The sequence below is a fragment of the Microbacterium sp. zg.Y909 genome, assembly GCF_024626565.1.
Window position 1 is genome coordinate 1 of record NZ_JANJFJ010000448.1, and the last position, 3,288, is coordinate 3,288.

The window sequence follows — 3,288 nt, forward strand, 5'->3', positions numbered from 1 at the left end:
AGCCCCAGCTGTGGGTCATCTTCGCGTGCGCCGTGACGATCGCCCTCGGCACCTACATGGGCGGCTGGCGCATCATCCGCACGCTCGGCAAGGGCCTCACCGACGTCAAGCCCGCGCAGGGCTTCTCTGCGGAGGCATCCACCGCGTCGACCATCCTCGCCTCCAGCGCCCTCGGGTTCGCGCTGTCGACGACGCAGGTCGCCTCCGGCTCGGTCATCGGATCGGGTCTCGGTCGACGCGGCTCGACGGTGCGCTGGCGCACGGTCGGACGCATCATGATCGGCTGGCTGCTGACGCTCCCCGCCGCCGGCGCCGTCGGCGCGCTCTTCGCTCTCATCGTGGTGTGGCTCGGCCAGGTCGTGGGTGTGCTGGTGGGAGCGGTCGCCGCGGTCGTCATCGTCCTGGCGATCTTCCTGCGTTCGCGCCGCAACGAGGTCAACGCCGCCAACGCGATGAGCGAAGTGGCGGAGTCCGGCCGCGCGGTGAAGGTCAAGCGCAACCCGCCGCCCACCCGCCGTCACCGCGCGCTCCTGCGCGAGCAGGCGGAGAACGAGATGACGCAGACGAAGGATGCCACGACAGGCGCCCGCGCCGACGAACGGAAGGGCGACCGGTGAGCTTCTCGATCGATTGGGTGGCATTCCTGGAGGTCTTCGTCGCCGCTCTGCTCGCCGCAGTCGTTGTGGTCGGCTTCTACGCCCTCGGGCTGCGTTTGCTGGTGCGTGCCGGGCGGGCTCCCGTCGTCGCCCCGGCGGAGTTCACCGACGCCATCACCGTCATCTCCGAGAAGCAGGCGCGCCGGGCGGCCAAGGCCGCCGCGAAGGCCGCCACCCGCAGTCCGCTGACCGATGGTCAGAAGCGTCTCGCGCTCGTCGGGGCGTACGCCGCGTTCGCGGTGTGCGCGGGCGCGGTGCTGTTCGGTCTGCTGCTGATCCTCTTCAACCACTGACCGGATCGGGCGTCGGAGCCCTCGCCTAGACTCGGCGGAATGCAGCCCCCGCAGCCTGTGCAGTTCGGCATCCATCCGCCGGCCCGTCGCACCCTCGTTCACCTGAGCGACACCCACCTGCTGGGCGGTGACGTCAGGCTCGGCGGGCGCTTCGACGTGGCCCGCAACCTCGAGGCGACGCTCGCGGCGGTACAGCGGCTGGGTGTGCGGCCCGACGCGCTGGTCTTCACCGGCGACCTCACCGATCTGGGGGAGCCCGAGGCGTATCGCGCACTGCGCGCGGCGGTCGAACCCGTCGCCGAACGGCTCGAGGCGCCGGTGATCTGGGTGGCCGGAAACCACGACGAACGCCCCGAGCTCCGCCGCGAGCTCCTGGGGCTCGAGGCCAACGAAGAGCCCGTCACCGGGGTCTGGGACCTGGGCGGGCTGCGCCTGGTGGCGCTGGACACCAGCGTGCCGGGCTGGCACCACGGCGACCTCGACCCCGCGCAGCTGGACTGGCTGCGCGGTGTACTGCGGGAGCCGGCGCCGCTGGGCACGCTGCTGGCGATGCACCACCCGCCGCTTCCCAGCCACATCCCGCTCTTCGACATCCTCGAGCTCCGCCACCAGGACGCTCTGGCCGACCTCGTCCGGGGAAGCGACGTGCGCGGCATCCTCGCAGGTCACCTGCACTACTCCACGCACGGCACGTTCGCCGGCATCCCCGTCAGCGTCGCGTCGGCCACCTGCTACACGATGAACCTGCAGCGGCCGCCGGCGGAGGTCAACGGCATGGATGCCGGGCAGTCCTTCCACCTCGTGCACGTGTACGACGACACGATCACCCACGCCGTCGTCCCGGTCGCCGATGCCCCCACGGGCGACCACTTCTCGCCGGCGTGGGTCGCCGAGATGGCGCGGCTGACTCCCCAGGAGCGGCTCGAGGCGTTCTCGCGCAAACCCGCTCGCTGACGGCATCGGGCGAGGGCGACCGGCGTCCCCGGGTAGGCTCGGAGGATCCCATCACACCGCTGTGAGCACCCACGAGGACGCATCATGCCACTGGACGACACGCCCGCCACCCGCACCGAGACCGACTCCCTGGGGTCGGTGGAGATCCCCGCCGACGCGTACTGGGGGGTGCACACCGCCCGGGCCCTCGAGAACTTCCCCATCTCGCAGCGGCCGATCTCGGTCTACCGCGACCTCGTCTGCGCGCTGGCGATGGTCAAGCAGGCGTCTGCCCGAGCCAACGCCGAGATCGGGGCGCTCGACCCCGAGCGCGCCCGCCTCATCGACGCTGCGGCGCAGCGCGTCATCGACGGCGAGTTCCACGACCAGTTCGTCGTCGGCGTCGTGCAGGGCGGCGCCGGAACGTCGACCAACATGAATGCCAACGAGGTCATCACCAACATCGCGCTCGAGATGGCAGGGCGGCCCAAGGGCGACTACGCCTTCCTCTCGCCGATCGATCACACCAACCGCAGCCAGTCGACGAACGACGTCTACCCGACGGCGATCAAGGTGGGCCTCGGACTGGACCTGCGCACGCTGCTGGAGGAGCTCGACCTGCTCCGTCAGTCGTTCCTGGCCAAGGCGGTCGAGTTCCACGACGTGCTGAAGGTCGGTCGCACCCAGCTGCAGGACGCGGTGCCGATGACCCTGGGGCAGGAGTTCCACGGCTTCGCCACCACGCTCGGCGAGGACCACGCGCGGCTCACCGAGAACGCGTCGCTGCTGTACGAGATCAACATGGGCGCCACCGCGATCGGCACAGGCATCACGACGCACCCCGACTACTCCCGCGCCGTGCTGCGGCACCTGCGCGAGATCTCGGGGCTCGACCTCGAGACTGCGGTGGATCTCGTGGAGTCCACGAGCGACACGGGCTCGTTCATGTCGTTCTCCTCCTCACTCAAGCGCAACGCGATCAAGCTGTCGAAGATCAGCAACGACCTGCGGCTGCTCTCCAGCGGACCGCAGGCGGGGTTCGGCGAGATCAACCTGCCGGCGCGCCAAGCGGGCTCGAGCATCATGCCCGGCAAGGTCAACCCGGTCATCCCGGAGGTCGTGAACCAGGTCGCTTTCTCGGTGGCGGGCGCCGACCTCACCATCACGATGGCCGTCGAAGGAGGGCAGCTGCAGCTGAACGCGTTCGAGCCGATCATCGCGCATTCGCTCTTCCAGTCGATCACCTGGATGCGTCGGGCCATGCGCACGCTGCGGGTCAACTGCATCGACGGCATCACCGCGAACCGCGCACGCCTGGGCGCGATGGTCGGGTCGTCGGTGGGTGTGGTCACGGCGCTCACGCCGTTCATCGGCTATGCGGCATCCGCGGCTCTCGCCAAGACCGC

The 3,288-nt window shown here is 70.0% G+C and carries 4 protein-coding genes; all 4 read left to right on the forward strand.

The window, feature by feature from the left end; all coding sequences use genetic code 11:
* A partial coding sequence (locus tag NQ160_RS21065) for an inorganic phosphate transporter (RefSeq protein WP_257517033.1) occupies positions 1–617 on the forward strand: 617 nt, incomplete at its 5' end.
* Entirely contained in the window at positions 614–949 is a 336-nt protein-coding gene (locus tag NQ160_RS21070) for a peptidase (RefSeq protein WP_257517034.1), read from the forward strand. The genes NQ160_RS21065 and NQ160_RS21070, both read left to right, overlap by 4 nt.
* A 39-nt stretch (positions 950–988) precedes the next feature.
* Positions 989–1,903: a phosphodiesterase gene (locus tag NQ160_RS21075; RefSeq protein WP_257517035.1), complete on the forward strand. Its 915-nt coding sequence runs from the start codon at positions 989–991 to the stop codon at positions 1,901–1,903.
* A gap of 84 nt (positions 1,904–1,987) precedes the next feature.
* On the forward strand, positions 1,988–3,288 hold a 1,301-nt coding region (locus tag NQ160_RS21080), incomplete at its 3' end, for an aspartate ammonia-lyase (protein ID WP_257517036.1).